This is a genomic window from Sphingomonas sp. AP4-R1 (assembly GCF_013113735.1).
In the GTDB taxonomy this organism is placed as follows: Bacteria; Pseudomonadota; Alphaproteobacteria; order Sphingomonadales; family Sphingomonadaceae; genus Sphingomonas_I.
Map to the genome: position 1 here is coordinate 3,381,014 of NZ_CP053346.1, position 13,243 is coordinate 3,394,256.

A 13,243-nucleotide genomic window follows, 5' to 3' on the forward strand; every position below is an offset into this window, starting at 1 on the left:
TCTCAGGCCGTGCGACTGGCCTTTTCGGCGATGCCGGACGTGCCCTCGCGGCGATCGAGTTCGGCCAATACCTCGGCCAGCGGCACATCCGCATCGGCCAGCAGCACCATCAGGTGGAACAGCAGATCCGCCGCTTCGCCGATCAGTTCCTTGCGATCCTCGGCCAGCGCCGCGACGATCGCCTCGACCGCTTCCTCGCCCAGCTTGCGGGCGATGCGGGGGCGGCCCTTCGCGAACAGGCTCGCGACGTAGGACGAAGCCGGATCCGCACCCCGGCGGGACGCGATCGTCGTTTCCAGACGCGCGAGCGTATCGCTCAAGCGACCGCCTCGAGCAGGCCTTCGAAGATGCGACGGCCGTCGGCATTGCCGTGCGCGGCCTCGATCGCGCGTTCGGGGTGCGGCATCAGGCCCAGCACGTTGCCGGCGGCATTGACGATGCCGGCGATCCCGCGCGCCGATCCGTTGACCTGCTCGCCATAGCGGAAGGCCACGCGGCCTTCGCCTTCGAGGCGGTCCAGCGTCTCCTCGTCGGCGGCATAATTGCCGTCATGGTGCGCCACGGGCAGGCCGATCTCCTCGCCCGCCTGATAGCGGCTGGTGAACAGCGACTGGCTGTTGCCGACTTCCAGCGACACCGTGCGGCAGACGAAGGCGAGGCCGGCATTGCGCATCAATGCGCCGGGCAACAGACCCGCCTCGGTCAGCACCTGGAAGCCGTTGCAGACACCCAGCACCGGCACGCCGCGCTCGGCCGCGTCGGCCACCGCGCGCATCACGGGCGAGCGGGCCGCCATCGCGCCGGAGCGGAGATAATCGCCATAGGAGAAGCCGCCGGGCACGGCGATCAGATCGATCCCGTCGGGCAGTTCCGTCTCGCGGTGCCAGAGCATGACCGGATCGGAGCCCGTGACCTCGCGAATGGCGACGGCGAGGTCGCGATCGCAATTGGAGCCTGGAAAGACGAGAACCGCAGACTTCATGGGGTTACTCCCGTTCGATGCGATAATTCTCGATGACCGTGTTCGCGAGCAGCTTGCGGCACATCGCGTCGAGATCCTCGTCGCTCACGCTCGCGTCATGATCGATCTCGATCAGCTTGCCCTGGCGCACTTCGTCGACGCCGGAGAAGCCCAGCCCGTCCAGCGCATGGTGGATGGCCTTGCCCTGCGGATCGAGGACTCCGTTCTTCAGGGTTACGTAGATGCGCGTCTTCATGCTCGCCTCTGTTCGTCGGTCGGGGCTGGGGCCGGGGCTGTTCGTGATGCGGGCGCTATGGCGCGATGCGAGCGGATCGGCAAGCGAGGCGTTGCGCGCGCGACGATGCGTCGGCCTTTCACTGGCGGAAAGAAGATGCGAGGACAGGGGTTTGCGGCGCGTTGTTGCCGTTCCCGATCGTCCCGGAGACCGATTTGCGTTTGATGTCTTTGCTGCTGTCCACCGCGCTCGGCGCGGCTCTGCCCATGGCCGCCATCGGCGCCACGCCGGGCGCCGAGGATGCGAAGCTCCAGGTCTTGTTCACCGACAGCGACGAGGCACGGCTCAGCCGCAATCCGCTGTCGGCGCTGGCGCGGGGCGACCTGCGCTTCGCGGACAGCATCGGCATGCCCTTCACCGACGCGCATGATGCGGCGGAATGCGCGGCGAGCGAGCGGGACGGGAAGGATCTCCACGCCATCCGCCGCGCGGCGCTTAATGCCACCGATCGCATCGCCTATGACGTGTTCGACACGAATACGAAGCTGGACCTGATCCCGTGCCACGATCGGGATCTGCTGACCTCGTTGGCCGTACGGCCGATCAATCATTTTCAGGGCTTCCACCTGAATTATGCCGAGATGGCCTCGGGGCAGGGCACGGCGCCGTTTCGCACGCTGGCCGATTACGAGAACAATCTGAAGCGCAACCGGGCCTTTGCCGGCGCGATCGATCGGATCATCGGCCGCTTCCGGCAGGGCATGGCGCTGGGCATCGTCGACTCGAAGCTGACGACCCGCAACATGGTCGAGCAGCTCGATCTGCAGATCGCCAAGGGCGTGGAGGGATCGATCTATGCCGCGCCACTGGCGAAGATGCCCGATACGATCGCGCCCGCCGATCAGGCGCGCATCCGGGACGAACAGCTCGCGCTGATCCGCGACGGCATGATCCCCGCGCTGACGCGCCTGCGCGATTTCCTGCGCGACGACTATCTGCCGGCGGCCCGCGAGGGCGTGGGCCTGTCCGCGATGAAGGGCGGCGACAAGGTATATGCCTATCTGATCCGGCGCAGCACGACATTGCCGCTGACCGCGAAAGACGTGCATCAGATCGGTCTTGGCGAAGTCGCGCGCATCCGGGGCGAGATGGAGGAAGCCGCGAAGGCGGCGGGCTTCAACGGCACGCTGGCCGAACTCTTCACCTACATGCGGACCGAAAAGCGCTTCCAGCCGACGAGCGTGGAGCAATTGCGTGAAGGCTTCGGCGCGATCCGGGCGCGCGTGGAAGCGCGGATCGGCGAGCAATTCTCGACCATTCCCGCGGCGCCGCTCGACATCCGCCCGACCCCCGCCTTCAAGGAGAAAACGGCGGCCGGCGGCGAATATATGCGCGGCACGGCCGATGGGACGCGGCCGGGCGTGTTCTTCTACAACGGCTATGATCTGCCCTCCCGCTATCTGTGGGAGTCGGAGACATTGTTCCTGCACGAGGGCGAACCCGGCCATCATTTCCAGATCAGTCTGGCGCAGGAGAATGCGAACCTGCCCAGCTTCATGCGCTATGGCGGGAACACCGCCTTCGTCGAAGGCTGGGCGCTCTATGCCGAAACGCTGTGGAAGCCGCTCGGACTGGAGAGCGATCCGTGGCAGCGGCTGGGTGGGCTGAACGACGAGATGCTGCGCGCGATGCGCCTCGTCGTCGACAGCGGCATCCATGCCTATGGCTGGGATCGCGATCGATCGATCCAGTATATGCTCGACAATTCGCCGGAGGCGGTGACCGACGCGACCGCCGAGGTGGAGCGCTACATCGCCATTCCGGGGCAGGCCCTGGCCTACAAGATGGGCCAGCTGACGATCTCGCGCCTCAAGGCCAAGGCGATGGCGGAACTGGGCGACCGGTTCGATCCGCGCGAATTCCACGCGCAGGTGCTGATGACGGGCGCGCTCCCGCTGCCGGTGCTGGAGAAGAAGATCGACGACTGGATCGCGGCGAAGAAGGGATAATTCCTCCACCCGTTTGGTTCGAGCCTGTCGAGAACTTGGCGAGGCTTCGAGCGAAGTCGAGAAGCCGGGATACGGAGCACGGGCTCTCGATTTCTCTCGATCCCTGGGAGTTCTCGACAAGCTCGAACCAAACGGAATTAGGGTAGGCCGGGCAACCTCCTGTATTGGCGAGGTCATACACCTGCGCTAGTCTCCGGCTATATCGTACAAGGAGCCCTCTTATGCCCGGTCCCAGCCCCTGGTCCCACAGTCGCAGCGCGAGCGTGGCCGACGATATCGATTTCGAGATCAAGGGGCAGGAGCTCCAGTTCCTCGAGATCGAACTGGATCCGGGCGAGAGCGCGGTGGCCGAGGCCGGCGCCTTCGTGTGGAAGGATGCGGCGATCGAGATGACCACCGTGTTCGGCGACGGCAGCGCCGATCAGGGCAGCGGCTTCATGGGCAAGCTGCTGGGCGCGGGCAAAAGGCTGGTGACCGGGGAAAGCCTGTTCACCACCGTCTTCACGCATCAGGGGCGCGGCAAGGCGCGCGTCGCCTTCGCGTCGCCCACCCCCGGCGCGATCCTGCCGATCAAGCTTTCGGACGTGGGCGGCACGTTGATCTGCCAGAAGGACAGCTTCCTCGCGGCTGCGCGCGGCGTCTCGATCGGCGTCCATTTCCAGAAAAGGATCATGACCGGCCTGTTCGGGGGCGAGGGCTTCATCATGCAGAAGCTGGACGGCGACGGCTGGGTGTTCGTGCAGATGGGCGGCACGCTGGTCGAGCGCGAGCTGGGGCCGGGCGAGGTGCTGCACGTCGATACGGGCTGCCTCGCGGCCTTCACGCAGGGCGTCGACTTCGATCTGGAACTGGTGCGCGGTGTGCGGAGCATGTTCTTCGGCGGGGAGGGGGCTTTCTTCGCGCGGCTGCAGGGGCCGGGCAAGGTCTGGATCCAGTCGCTGCCCTTCTCGCGACTGGCCGGGCGGATGCTGGCGGCGGCCGGCGGATTGGGCGGCCAGAATCGCGGCGAGGGATCGGTCCTCGGCGGACTGGGTCACTTCATCGGCGGGAACGAATAAGGGTAATCGTCATTGCGAGCATAGCGAAGAAATCCAGGCCTTCACGCACGGGACTGGATTGCTTCGCCATGCTCGCAATGACGTAAGAATGTCAGCGATCGATCGTCGCCGTCGCGGGATGGTGGCGGTCGAGATGCTTGCGGATGATCTTCAGGTTGCGGCTGTTCGACCGGAAGAAGAAATCCGGCACCGCGCCGATCCACGGGATCGCACCGAGCAGAAAATCGAAGCCGACATTGCCCATCATGCGCGCCATCTGCCAGCGCGACATGCCGAGGTTGCGGGCCTCCCACACCATCCAGCCGCCCAGCGCCGCGGCGATCGCGCTGCCGGCCACGGGGATGATATCGAGCAGCACATCGAGCCCGACGGCGCGATTGAGGCCGGGAATGACGAAGGCGCGCTCCAGCAAGGCCTCCATCGTCTCGATCCGCTTGCGGACGGAGGCGGGATCGCGGCCGAGGCCGGGCAGATTATCGATCATGGCGTGATAAGGGCGCGTCGTACCGGGCACTTCGATCTCCTGTGCGGCATGAGCGCGCCGTGACCGCGCATGTTCCCGCCCGATCAATATGGGGTGCCGGTACGGGCTTGCCAAATAGGGGCTCCGGCGCGAGATCGGCGCCATGTCGCTGTTCCAGAAACTGCTCTGCCGGTTCGGCATCCACGTCCGCTCGCGCAAGCAGGCGAAGCGGAGCGAGGCGGGCTGGAAGAGCGTGTGCCGGGGGTGCGGGCGACCGATGCTCAAGCTGAAGGGCGGAGACTGGCGCGTGATGCTGCAGCCTGACGGCCCGACGCGGGAGGAGCGCGCCCGCCAGCGCGAGGCGGCGGCCCGCAATCGGCGGATGCCGCCCCCCCGCCGGAAACGCCCGACCGAGCGCTGAAGGCGGGGCGCTTCGGGCCCAAATCCTGATGGTCTTAGGTGAGCCGGCCGGCAAAAGCGGTTCTGTCCCGCTCTCGTGCCCCCGGATCAACGATGATGGTGCGGACGGCGGGACTTGAACCCGCACTCCCGAGGGAAACCGATTTTAAGTCGGCAGCGTCTACCGATTCCGCCACGTCCACACTCGGACACGAAAAGGCCGGAATAAGCCGTGCCGTCAATCGTCCTTGATGTTCAGGCGGGCGCGCATTTCCTTGCCCGGCTTGAAATAGGGCACGCGCTTGGCATCGACCGAGACCGGTTCGCCGGTGCGCGGATTGCGCCCGGTGCGCGCATCGCGTGCGCGGGTGGTGAAGGTGCCGAAGCCACGAAGCTCGACGCGGCCGCCCGAAGCGAGGCGGTTCGTGATGGCGTCGAAGATGCAGGTCACGATCCGCTCGACCTCGCTGGCGGCGAGATCGGGATGGTCCCGACTGAGAGCCGCAACGAGCTCAGATCTGATCACGCGAGCGTCCCCTTATTCGATTCGATCGCGAATCGCCGGTATTCGACCCCCCACGGATCGATCCAGCTGCGTAACGGACTTATGCAGACTTCATATAACCAGATCAACATGCGAGCGCGGAGAGCGGCGGTAAACCGCCCTCCGCGCACGGTCATTATGCCTCGTCGCGTGCCTTCAGAGCCGCGCCGAGAATGTCGCCCAGCGACGCGCCCGAATCGGACGAGCCATATTGCTGCACGGCCTGCTTCTCTTCGGCAAGCTGCATCGCCTTGACCGAGAAGGTCGGCTTCTTCGAACGATCGAAGCCGGTGACCATCGCGTCGAACTTCTGGCCGGGCTGGTAGCGCTCCGGACGCTGCTCGTCGCGATCGCGGCCGAGGTCGCTGCGCTTGATGAAGCCATGGGCGCCATCATCGCCGACCTGCACGTCCAGGCCGCCGTCATTGACCGCGAGCACCGTGACCGTGACGACCTGGTTCTTGTTGACGCCCGAGCCGCCGGCCGACGCGCCCGTCGAAACGCCACCGCGCTCCAGCTGCTTGATGCCGAGGCTGATGCGCTCCTTCTCGGGATCGATGTCCAGGACTTGCGCCTGGATCGTCTCGCCCTTGTGGTGCATCGCGAGGGCTTCCTCGCCGGTCACGCCCCAGGCGATGTCCGACATGTGGACCATGCCGTCGATGTCGCCGTCCAGGCCGATGAACAGGCCGAACTCGGTGGCGTTCTTGACTTCGCCCTCGACGGTCGAGCCGATCGGGTGACGCTCGGAGAACGAATCCCACGGGTTCGACTGGGCCTGCTTGAGGCCGAGCGAGATGCGGCGCTTGTCCTCATCGACCTCGAGAATGACGACCTCAACCTCCTGCGAGGTGGAGACGATCTTGCCCGGATGCACGTTCTTCTTGGTCCAGCTCATCTCGGAGACGTGGACCAGACCCTCGATGCCGCTCTCCAGCTCGACGAACGCACCATATTCGGTGATGTTCGTGACGCGGCCCGAGAACTTCGCGCCGACCGGATACTTGGCGCCGGCGCCTTCCCACGGATCGCTCTCGAGCTGCTTCATGCCGAGGCTGATGCGCTGCGTGTCGCGGTTGATGCGGACGATCTGGACGCGGACGGTGTCACCGATGTTGATGACTTCCGACGGATGATTGACGCGCTTGTAGCTGATGTCGGTGACATGCAGCAGGCCGTCGATGCCGCCCAGATCCACGAACGCACCATAATCGGTGATGTTCTTGACGACGCCATCGACCACCTGGCCCTCGGCCAGGCTCTGGATGAGGCCGGTGCGCTGCTCGGCGCGGGTCTCTTCGAGAACGGCGCGACGCGACACCACGATGTTGCCGCGGCGGCGATCCATCTTCAGCACCTGGAAGGGCTGCGGGATGTCCATCAGCGGGGTGACGTCGCGCACGGGGCGAATATCGACCTGCGAGCCGGGCAGGAAGGCCACGGCGCCGTTCAGGTCGACGGTGAAGCCGCCCTTCACGCGGCCGAAGATCACGCCATCGACGCGGTTGCCGGCGGCGAACTCGCCCTCCAGCTTGTCCCAGGCGGCTTCGCGACGGGCGCGGTCGCGCGACAGCATCGCTTCGCCATGGCTGTTCTCGACGCGGTCGACATAAACCTCGACCTCATCACCCACCTTCAGCTCGGCCTTCACGCCGGGCGCGGGCGCGAATTCGCGCAGCGGCACGCGGCCTTCGGACTTGAGACCGACATCGATGACGGCGACGTCATTCTCGATGGCGGTGACGGTGCCCTTCACGACGCGGCCCTCAAAGCCGGTGGACTCGCCACCAAGGACGTCGTTCAGAAGCGCCGCGAAATCGTCGCGGGTGGGAAATGCCGCAGTGGCCATAAGCAGTTCTATTCCTCAGGTTTTCGTTCCGGCCGTCCGGTTGTCTCCGGAGGTCTTCAGCCGATCCGCCGCCGGGGCCTCATGCCCGTGGCGACATCCTTCGTGCATCCGGTTCGCGTCGACCATTCGGGCTTCGCCGGCACAAGGGCGCCAATAGCGAAAAGGCGCGTCGGACGGCGCCCTTTGTCAGGGAACCGTGCCGCGCGCCATCAGGGCATCAGTCGTTTGCCGCTGACCTGATCCGGGCCTCCACGAGCGCGAGCGCCCGCTGGACGGCCGCGTCTATACCCAAATCGGAGGTGTCGAGCAAGGCGGCGTCGTCCGCCTTGCGAAGCGGGGCCGCCGAACGGGCCGAGTCCCGCTCGTCGCGGGCGCGGATATCGTGCAGCACCGCATCCAGATGAACGGCGAGGCCCAGCCCCGTAAGCTCGCGGTGGCGGCGGTCGGCGCGGACCTCCGGGCTGGCCGTCACGAACAGTTTCGCGTCGGCGTGGGGCACGATCACCGTGCCGATATCGCGTCCGTCGAGGACGGCGCCGCCGGACTGGGCGGCGAAATCCTTCTGCCGCTGGAGCAGGGCCGCGCGCACGTCGGGATAGGCCGACACCTGCGAGGCGGCCTTGGCGGCGGCCTCCGATTTCAGCGCCGGATCGGTCAGCGCGTCGTCCGTGAAGCCGCACGCCGTCAGCGCGTCGGCGGCCGAGGCGGGGTCGCCTCCGGCGCGCAGAACGCCGATGCCCACGGCGCGATAGAGCAGGCCCGTGTCCAGATGGGGCAAGCCGAAATGGCGGGCGAGCGCCTTGGCGATCGTGCCCTTGCCGGAGGCGGCGGGGCCGTCGACGGCGATGATCATGCCTTCGTCTTTCCGCGCTGCGTCCACACCTTCACCAGCCCGAGCAGGGCGATGATCGCCCAGACCACCTCCAGCAGCATCGAGGCGAGATTGAAATGGACGGTGAGTGAGGCGATCAGCAGCAGCGAGCCGACCAGATTCAGGATGTTGAAGAACAGGAAGTTCAGGTCCTTCGCCATATTGCTATAGGCATAAGCGACCACCATCATCGCGCTGCCGAGCAGGCCGATCACGTCGGCGAGGACCGGGTTCATGCCTCCGCTCCCAGCGCGCGCATCAGATCGGTGAAGATCGGGAAGCTGGTGGCGACGGGCGCCATGTCGTCGATCGTGACGTCATTCACCGCCGCGAGTCCCGCCACCGCGAAGCTCATCGCGATGCGATGGTCGAGATGGGTGGCGACGGTGGCGCCGCCCGCGAGCTTCTCGCCGCCGGTGCCGTCGATGATCAGGCCGTCCTCGGTTTCCTCGACATGCGCGCCGATCGCGCGGAGGCCGTCCGCCATCACGCGGATGCGGTCGCTTTCCTTCACGCGCAATTCTTCCAGCCCGCGCGTGACGGTCCGGCCCTTGGCGAGGGCGGCGGCCACGAACAGGACGGGGAATTCGTCCACCATCGACGGGACGATGTCGGGCGACACCTCGATCCCCGTCAGGGCGGATCCGCGCACCCGGACGTCGGCCACGGGTTCGCCGCCCACTTCGCGCGGATCGAGCAGGGTGATGTCGCCGCCCATCGCCTGCAGCACCTCGATCAGGCCGGCGCGCGTCGGATTGAGGCCGACATTCTCGACGACGATGTCCGAGCCCGGCACCAGCAGGGCCGCGACGATCGGGAAGGCGGCCGAGGAGGGATCGCCCGGCACGACGATCTGCTGCGGCTTCAGCTCGGCCTCGCCCCGGATCGAGATCAGGCGCGCGCCCTCGATCTGTTCGACCGTCAGGTCCGCGCCGAAGCCGCGCAGCATCCGCTCGCTATGGTCGCGCGTGGCGACCGGCTCGATCACGCGGGTGATGCCCGGCGTGTTGAGTCCGGCGAGCAGGATGGCGGACTTCACCTGCGCGGAGGCGACCGGCAGGCGATATTCGATCGGGACGGCCGGGCAGAGCCCGCGCACCATCAGGGGCAGGCGCCCGCCGGGCGACGCGGAGAATTCCGCGCCCATCTGCGACAGCGGATCGGTCACCCGCCCCATCGGCCGCTTCGAAAGCGAGGCGTCGCCTGTGAAGGTGCAGGTGATGGCGTGCGTGGCGACGAGGCCCATCAGCAGGCGCGTCGACGTGCCCGAATTGCCCATGTCGAGCGCGGCCTGCGGCTGGAGCAGCCCGCCCACGCCCACGCCGGAGATCCGCCAGATGCCATCGCCGCCGCGCTCGATCGCGGCGCCCATGGCGCGCATGGCGGCGGCGGTGGCGAGAACATCCTCGCCTTCCAGCAGGCCTTCCACCCGGCTTTCGCCGACCGCGAGCGCGGACAGCATCAGCGAGCGGTGGCTGATCGATTTGTCGCCGGGAACGCGGACGCGGCCGCGCAGCGGGCCTGTCGCCTTGAAGCGGGCGGGGGCAGGGCTCATCTGTGTGCTATGTGAAGTCATGGGCGGCCGGCTTTGACAGCGGCCTTCCGTCATGGCAAGGCGCCCGCCGTTCGAATGGCCGGGCGCCTTGCCGCCGTTCGCCTTAGCAAATTCGGAGCAAGAATAACGTGGTCAAACCTGAGTGGGGCGCCAAGCGCACCTGTCCGAAGTGCGGCACCCGCTTCTACGATCTGGGCAAGGACGATCCGGTCGTCTGCGTCGAATGCGGCACGAATTTCGAGCCGGAGCTGATCCTGAAGTCGAAGCAGCCGCTGCCGTTCGATGCCCCGAAGCCCAGCCAGGCCAAGAAGGAGTCGGATGACGACCTCGACGAAAACCTGGACGTGGACGAGGACGAGGAGCCCAGCGCGGACGACGATGTCGATCTGGGCGGCGACGACGATATCGGCGTCGACACCGCATCCGAGGACGAAGACCAGTAATTTTTTTCCCTTGCCGCAAGATCGATGAAAAATCTGTCTTGCGGCATCCGGCGGGCTCCCCTAGTGAGCCCCCCACACCGCCGCCGGCTCCCATCCGGCGGCTTAGTCCGAGCCTCTTCCGAGAGGTGAAGGCATGGGGCCGTAGCTCAGCTGGGAGAGCGTCGCGATGGCATTGCGAAGGTCTGGGGTTCGATCCCCCACGGCTCCACCACCTTTCTAACGTGTTGAGTTAGAAGGGGAAATTCTAGAGAATCGGATTCGAAGCGGCTGATTGCTACACTCGTAGCAGGGGCAGTTCGGTGCTACTCCTCTGGCGAAACGCGGCGCCGTTGACGACGTCCGGCAGCCTGTCGCGCAGCCCTAAGCCAGCGCTTTCCTCAGCATATCGCTCCCAGCCAAGGACCATGACCAGGTCACGCGGCGCATCCCCGCCAATCTGATCAGGTCGAAACGACCGCCAATCAGGACCGATGCCTTCTGAAGATCGGCGAGCGGGAGTGTCGGTCGAGCTTGAAGGCGATTCGCTTCGGCCTGCGGAGATTCGTCGAATATCGCTGCGACGGCCGCGGCCGTATCAGTTGCCCGTCAGGGGCACCGCCAGCGATGCGGCGACCTGCATGAGATCGGTTTGACGGCGCACGCCGATCTTGTCGTAGAGGCGGGACAGATGTGTCTTCACCGTGCTCCGCTCGATCCCGAGTGAAGCCGCCGCAGTGGTCTGGGTGTGGCCGGATACGAGGAGCGCGAACACCTTCGCTTCGGTCGCCGTGAGGTCGAACAGGGCCGCCGCCATTTCGGTGGGCGCGATAAACGGCGATCCCAGTTGGGCGAAGAATATGGCCGCGACGGCGCCATGCCCGGATGACCCGGGTCTGCGTGCGAGCGGCAGGACGTACAAAGCGCCCGCGTCCGAATCCTGGCTCCTGAGCGGGATGCCGAGCCCTCGTCGGCCGAGCGCGCCCTCATCGCGCGCTGCCTGTGACACCGCAGCGGCAAGCGCGCTCGTGGCGCCGGCGGACCGCGTCTGGACATGGCCGTCGGTCAGGCGGACGAGCCCACCTTGGTCGAGCAGGCTCACCCCGGCCGGGTTGCCGTGGATCAGTCGCAATTGGGGATCGACCAGGAGGACAGGAACCGTCAGACCATCGAGGGCCGACCCAAGGGCGGTTCGGGCAAGCTCGGCGCCCTCGATCATGCGATTGATCGTCGCGGCGCGCTGGAGATGGGGCACCAGCAGCCGCGCCACCGCAACCTCCCGGTCCGTGATCGGGCCTGCCGTGTGGTGGCGGCCAAAGGCGAGCGAACCGATCGCCGTCGCATCGCGAGCAACCCCGATCGCCATCACATCGATGATCCCCTGAGGCTTCGCAAAGGCCACTTGATACGGGTTGGTCGCGTCCTCGGGATCGAAAGCCGGGTTCGCCCAGGACAGAACGGCCGGTTCGTCAAGCGGAAGGGACTGGATGACGGCCTCGCCACCCCACCGCTCGACGACAGCCGCCGCATTCTCCGCGATCACCGGAAAATATTCGGGAGGGATATTCGTCGTGACGCGACTAATTGCCCTGCCGGAGGGAAGCAGCAGCAGATCGAGCGACGAATTGTGAAAATTGAGCTCGGTCCGGATCGCCTCCATCGCGATCGGCCATCGTGCGGGATCGATCGCGCAATCGTAGATCAGGCCGATTATGTGCGACAACCGTTCCGGCGAGATCGCTTCATCCATTCCTGGTCTCCGATGCGCCGACTTCCGATGAATAACGATCCATTTGCCGAAATAAAGATCGGGGCATCCCCCTTATGGGGGCGCCGGGCCTGAATGCCGGCCGTAGCCTGACTGTATTGGCACGTCGTCGGGTGCAGGTGCGGACAGCGCGAGCGCGATCTTTCGTCGCCTGGGGCAATGTCAGCAGGCCCGCGCGGCGACCGGTTGGGGAGGGTCGTGATATGCTTGGCGTCAACCTGAAATCGCTGTGTGAGCGGGCTTCGGCCGGGGTGCCGGGGGTAAGATGTCGTGTGCGCACTGCGCTCATGACAGCCGGATTGGGTCTGGCGGCCGCGTCGCCCGCTGGCGCGACCAGCTATTACAATGCGTCGGGCAGCGTCGTTACCAACCTCGGGGTCACCGCGAAATACACGACCGATCCGCTGGTCCCGCAGGAGGTGAACCTGGCCGGCGGCAACGGCTGGAGCGTCATCGCGACCGCCAACGACAATGACGGCGGCACGGTGACGGCCGACGTCGGCGTGCCGCCCAACTGGAGCTACGGCACCGGGAATTACCTCCAACAGATCAGCGCGTCGTCAACGTTGAGCTATGATTTCTCGGTCGTCGGCGCCGCTGTCGGCACGATCGTCCAGGTGCTGGTATACGGGGCCGGCCACGCGACCCAGTCGGATCCCAATCTCGGCGGCTATGCCAGCACGAGCTTCCAGTTGGGCGGTCCGGGAGGCGATCTGTTATATTATTCGATCGATACGGTCGGAACGCAGGGCGCGACCAACGGCGGCAGCTTCGTCGTCAACGACGTGATCTCCCTGCAGGTGGGATATACGTATCGCCTTGCCCTAGGTGCCTATGCAAAGGGCGCATCGGACGAAAGCCTCGACGACACTTCGATGCCGAACGGGAAATATGCCACGTTCAGCGCGGGGGCGGATCCACTCTTCACGATCCTCGGCGACAATGCGCTCTCCTATCGCTTCGAAGGGCTGCCGGCGTCAGCGATCGGCGGGCCTGCGTCGGCCGTGCCCGAGCCGTTGAGTTGGGTCATGATGGGGGGTGGATTTGGCTTCGTCGGTGGCGCGATGCGCTATCGCAGGCGCTCGCGCAGCCCCTCCTGCGCCTGAGTGGCT

General features: G+C 66.1%; 15 protein-coding genes and 2 tRNA genes. 6 read left to right on the forward strand and 11 right to left on the reverse strand.

Features of this window, described 5'->3' with window-relative positions:
- Positions 1 to 2: 2 nt before the first annotated feature.
- The 3 genes from HL653_RS15740 to purS are packed head-to-tail and all read right to left on the reverse strand — an operon-like array spanning position 3 to position 1,217.
- Complete coding sequence (locus HL653_RS15740; RefSeq protein ID WP_171745357.1) at positions 3 to 320, reverse strand: phosphoribosyl-ATP diphosphatase; 318 nt, start codon at positions 318 to 320, stop codon at positions 3 to 5.
- Positions 317 to 982, reverse strand: coding sequence for a phosphoribosylformylglycinamidine synthase subunit PurQ (gene purQ, locus HL653_RS15745; RefSeq protein WP_171745358.1), 666 nt, complete (start codon positions 980 to 982; stop codon positions 317 to 319). Before purQ ends, HL653_RS15740 begins: the two co-directional genes overlap by 4 nt.
- 4 nt (positions 983 to 986) lie before the next feature.
- Positions 987 to 1,217 (reverse strand): phosphoribosylformylglycinamidine synthase subunit PurS, encoded by a 231-nt coding sequence (purS, locus tag HL653_RS15750; RefSeq protein ID WP_171745359.1) that lies wholly within the window; start codon positions 1,215 to 1,217, stop codon positions 987 to 989.
- A gap of 203 nt (positions 1,218 to 1,420) precedes the next feature.
- Here purS and HL653_RS15755 point away from each other — a divergent pair, with 203 nt between their 5' ends.
- Positions 1,421 to 3,205, forward strand: coding sequence for a DUF885 family protein (locus HL653_RS15755; protein ID WP_171747024.1), 1,785 nt, complete (start codon positions 1,421 to 1,423; stop codon positions 3,203 to 3,205).
- 221 nt (positions 3,206 to 3,426) lie between these two features.
- Positions 3,427 to 4,263 carry a TIGR00266 family protein gene (locus HL653_RS15760; RefSeq protein ID WP_171745360.1) on the forward strand — a complete coding sequence of 279 codons (837 nt, stop codon included), beginning with the start codon at positions 3,427 to 3,429 and terminating at the stop codon, positions 4,261 to 4,263.
- A gap of 91 nt (positions 4,264 to 4,354) precedes the next feature.
- On the opposite strand, the gene HL653_RS15765 is transcribed toward HL653_RS15760, so the two are convergent.
- Entirely contained in the window at positions 4,355 to 4,747 is a 393-nt protein-coding gene (locus tag HL653_RS15765; protein ID WP_171747025.1) for a DUF4112 domain-containing protein, read from the reverse strand.
- A 142-nt stretch (positions 4,748 to 4,889) separates the two neighbouring features.
- Between HL653_RS15765 and HL653_RS15770 the strand changes: the two genes are divergently transcribed.
- Entirely contained in the window at positions 4,890 to 5,147 is a 258-nt protein-coding gene (locus tag HL653_RS15770; RefSeq protein ID WP_171745361.1) for a hypothetical protein, read from the forward strand.
- Between the two features lie 96 nt (positions 5,148 to 5,243).
- On the opposite strand, the gene HL653_RS15775 is transcribed toward HL653_RS15770, so the two are convergent.
- The 6 genes from HL653_RS15775 to aroA form a co-directional block, all read right to left on the reverse strand.
- A tRNA-Leu gene (locus HL653_RS15775) sits at positions 5,244 to 5,328 on the reverse strand.
- A gap of 35 nt (positions 5,329 to 5,363) precedes the next feature.
- Complete coding sequence (locus HL653_RS15780; RefSeq protein ID WP_171745362.1) at positions 5,364 to 5,651, reverse strand: integration host factor subunit beta; 288 nt, start codon at positions 5,649 to 5,651, stop codon at positions 5,364 to 5,366.
- Positions 5,652 to 5,805: 154 nt separating this feature from the next.
- Positions 5,806 to 7,518, reverse strand: coding sequence for a 30S ribosomal protein S1 (gene rpsA / locus HL653_RS15785; RefSeq protein ID WP_171745363.1), 1,713 nt, complete (start codon positions 7,516 to 7,518; stop codon positions 5,806 to 5,808).
- A 217-nt stretch (positions 7,519 to 7,735) separates the two neighbouring features.
- Positions 7,736 to 8,371 carry a (d)CMP kinase gene (gene cmk / locus HL653_RS15790; protein WP_171745364.1) on the reverse strand — a complete coding sequence of 212 codons (636 nt, stop codon included), beginning with the start codon at positions 8,369 to 8,371 and terminating at the stop codon, positions 7,736 to 7,738.
- Positions 8,368 to 8,625: a hypothetical protein gene (locus HL653_RS15795; protein ID WP_171745365.1), complete on the reverse strand. Its 258-nt coding sequence runs from the start codon at positions 8,623 to 8,625 to the stop codon at positions 8,368 to 8,370. The genes cmk and HL653_RS15795 overlap by 4 nt, the downstream gene beginning before the upstream one ends.
- A complete protein-coding gene (gene aroA / locus HL653_RS15800; protein ID WP_253716949.1) occupies positions 8,622 to 9,944 on the reverse strand; it encodes a 3-phosphoshikimate 1-carboxyvinyltransferase in 1,323 nt (440 codons plus the stop codon). The genes HL653_RS15795 and aroA overlap by 4 nt, the downstream gene beginning before the upstream one ends.
- Positions 9,945 to 10,072: 128 nt before the next feature.
- Between aroA and HL653_RS15805 the strand changes: the two genes are divergently transcribed.
- Together HL653_RS15805 and HL653_RS15810 are read left to right on the forward strand one after the other, a co-directional pair.
- Entirely contained in the window at positions 10,073 to 10,387 is a 315-nt protein-coding gene (locus HL653_RS15805; RefSeq protein ID WP_171745367.1) for a TIGR02300 family protein, read from the forward strand.
- A 135-nt stretch (positions 10,388 to 10,522) separates the two neighbouring features.
- Positions 10,523 to 10,598 (forward strand) — tRNA-Ala (locus HL653_RS15810).
- Between the two features lie 363 nt (positions 10,599 to 10,961).
- Here the strand turns inward: HL653_RS15810 and HL653_RS15815 are convergent.
- On the reverse strand, positions 10,962 to 12,113 hold the full coding sequence (locus HL653_RS15815; RefSeq protein ID WP_171745368.1) for a helix-turn-helix transcriptional regulator: 1,152 nt from the start codon (positions 12,111 to 12,113) through the stop codon (positions 10,962 to 10,964).
- 305 nt (positions 12,114 to 12,418) lie between these two features.
- Here HL653_RS15815 and HL653_RS15820 point away from each other — a divergent pair, with 305 nt between their 5' ends.
- A complete protein-coding gene (locus HL653_RS15820) occupies positions 12,419 to 13,237 on the forward strand; it encodes a PEPxxWA-CTERM sorting domain-containing protein (RefSeq protein ID WP_171745369.1) in 819 nt (272 codons plus the stop codon).
- The last annotated feature ends 6 nt before the right edge of the window (positions 13,238 to 13,243 follow it).

Excerpts from the sequence above, each read along its gene's own strand:
- purQ (WP_171745358.1), bottom strand. The coding sequence starts at position 982 with ATGAAGTCTGCGGTTCTCGTCTTTCCAGGCTCCAATTGCGATCGCGAC.
- purS (WP_171745359.1), bottom strand. The coding sequence starts at position 1,217 with ATGAAGACGCGCATCTACGTAACCCTGAAGAACGGAGTCCTCGATCCG.
- HL653_RS15755 (WP_171747024.1), top strand. The coding sequence starts at position 1,421 with ATGTCTTTGCTGCTGTCCACCGCGCTCGGCGCGGCTCTGCCCATGGCC.
- HL653_RS15760 (WP_171745360.1), top strand. The coding sequence starts at position 3,427 with ATGCCCGGTCCCAGCCCCTGGTCCCACAGTCGCAGCGCGAGCGTGGCC.
- HL653_RS15765 (WP_171747025.1), bottom strand. The coding sequence starts at position 4,747 with ATGATCGATAATCTGCCCGGCCTCGGCCGCGATCCCGCCTCCGTCCGC.
- HL653_RS15770 (WP_171745361.1), top strand. The coding sequence starts at position 4,890 with ATGTCGCTGTTCCAGAAACTGCTCTGCCGGTTCGGCATCCACGTCCGC.
- rpsA (WP_171745363.1), bottom strand. The coding sequence starts at position 7,518 with ATGGCCACTGCGGCATTTCCCACCCGCGACGATTTCGCGGCGCTTCTG.
- cmk (WP_171745364.1), bottom strand. The coding sequence starts at position 8,371 with ATGATCATCGCCGTCGACGGCCCCGCCGCCTCCGGCAAGGGCACGATC.
- HL653_RS15795 (WP_171745365.1), bottom strand. The coding sequence starts at position 8,625 with ATGAACCCGGTCCTCGCCGACGTGATCGGCCTGCTCGGCAGCGCGATG.
- aroA (WP_253716949.1), bottom strand. The coding sequence starts at position 9,944 with ATGAGCCCTGCCCCCGCCCGCTTCAAGGCGACAGGCCCGCTGCGCGGC.
- HL653_RS15815 (WP_171745368.1), bottom strand. The coding sequence starts at position 12,113 with ATGGATGAAGCGATCTCGCCGGAACGGTTGTCGCACATAATCGGCCTG.
- HL653_RS15820 (WP_171745369.1), top strand. The coding sequence starts at position 12,419 with ATGACAGCCGGATTGGGTCTGGCGGCCGCGTCGCCCGCTGGCGCGACC.